General features: G+C 69.6%; 1 protein-coding gene. It reads left to right on the top strand.

Features of this window, described 5'->3' with window-relative positions; genetic code table 11:
* Window positions 1-332: 332 nt before the first annotated feature.
* Window positions 333-1100, top strand: a 768-nt coding sequence (locus ABZV94_RS41940; RefSeq protein ID WP_356350419.1) for a phosphate ABC transporter substrate-binding protein PstS, incomplete at its 3' end; no start/stop codon positions are given.

Genomic DNA, 1100 nt, shown 5'->3' with positions numbered 1-1100 from the left:
CTGCCGGGCGCGTAGCCGGATCCTCCCGCGTGCCCGGCCGGACTCCGGCTGCCCCAGGGCGGGCGCTCGCGTGGAGGCGGCCCGGTCCCGGGCGGCGGTTCCGTCCTCGAAGGCCGGACGGGCCGGGGTGCGTACACCGGAACCAGGCCGCCCGACACGGTTCACCTCCCGTTCACCCACCCCCGCAAGCCGCTTCACCTGTTCTGCCTAATTTCGGCAGTGCACGGTGCGAGGAACACACCGCACCGGACAGGACTTCCGCTCCACCCATCACCTCGCACGCCGTCGTAGACCGAAACCACCACGGCGGCTCCTGGAAGGAACACCCGAAAGTGAAGCTTCAGCGCAAGAACCGGCTTCGTGCCACCGCGCTCGGTGCCCTCGCCGTCTCCGGCGCCCTGGTCCTCACGGCGTGCGGTTCGGACAACAACAGCGGCGGCGACACGGGCGGGAGCGGCGGTCAGACCAAGGCCGCGTCGAACGTCAAGTGCGACGGCGCCAAGGGCCAGCTGCGCGCCTCCGGGTCCAGCGCCCAGAAGAACGCCATGGACCTCTGGGTCAAGGAGTACATGGCCGCCTGCTCCGGTGTGGAGATCAACTACAACTCCTCCTCGTCCGGCGAGGGCATCGTCGCCTTCAACCAGGGCACCGTCGGCTTCGCCGGCTCCGACTCGGCGCTGAAGCCCGAGGAGGTCGCCGACTCGAAGAAGATCTGCAAGACCGGCCAGGGCATCAACCTCCCGATGGTCGGCGGCCCGATCGCGGTCGGCTTCCACCTCGACGGCGTCGACAGCCTCACGCTGGACGCCCCCACCCTCGCCAAGATCTTCGACACGAAGATCAAGAAGTGGAACGACGAGGCCATCGCCAAGCTGAACCCGGGCGCCAAGCTCCCGGACAAGGCGATCCAGCCCTTCCACCGCTCCGAGGACTCCGGCACCACCCAGAACCTCGGCAAGTACCTCGGCGCCGCGGCCCCGAGCGACTGGAAGTACGAGGCCGAGACCGGAGCGGATCGGTGCCCTGGACGGTACTGCGGGCGACGCAGTTCCACGAGTTCGCGGGTCAGCTGCTCAGCGGCGTGCCCGGGCCGGTCGCGG

Origin of the sequence: Streptomyces sp. NPDC004658, from assembly GCF_040609555.1 — a bacterium.
Classification (GTDB): domain Bacteria; phylum Actinomycetota; class Actinomycetes; order Streptomycetales; family Streptomycetaceae; genus Streptomyces.
Note: the sequence above shows the minus strand (reverse complement) of the source record. Positions and strands in the feature narration are given on the sequence as shown.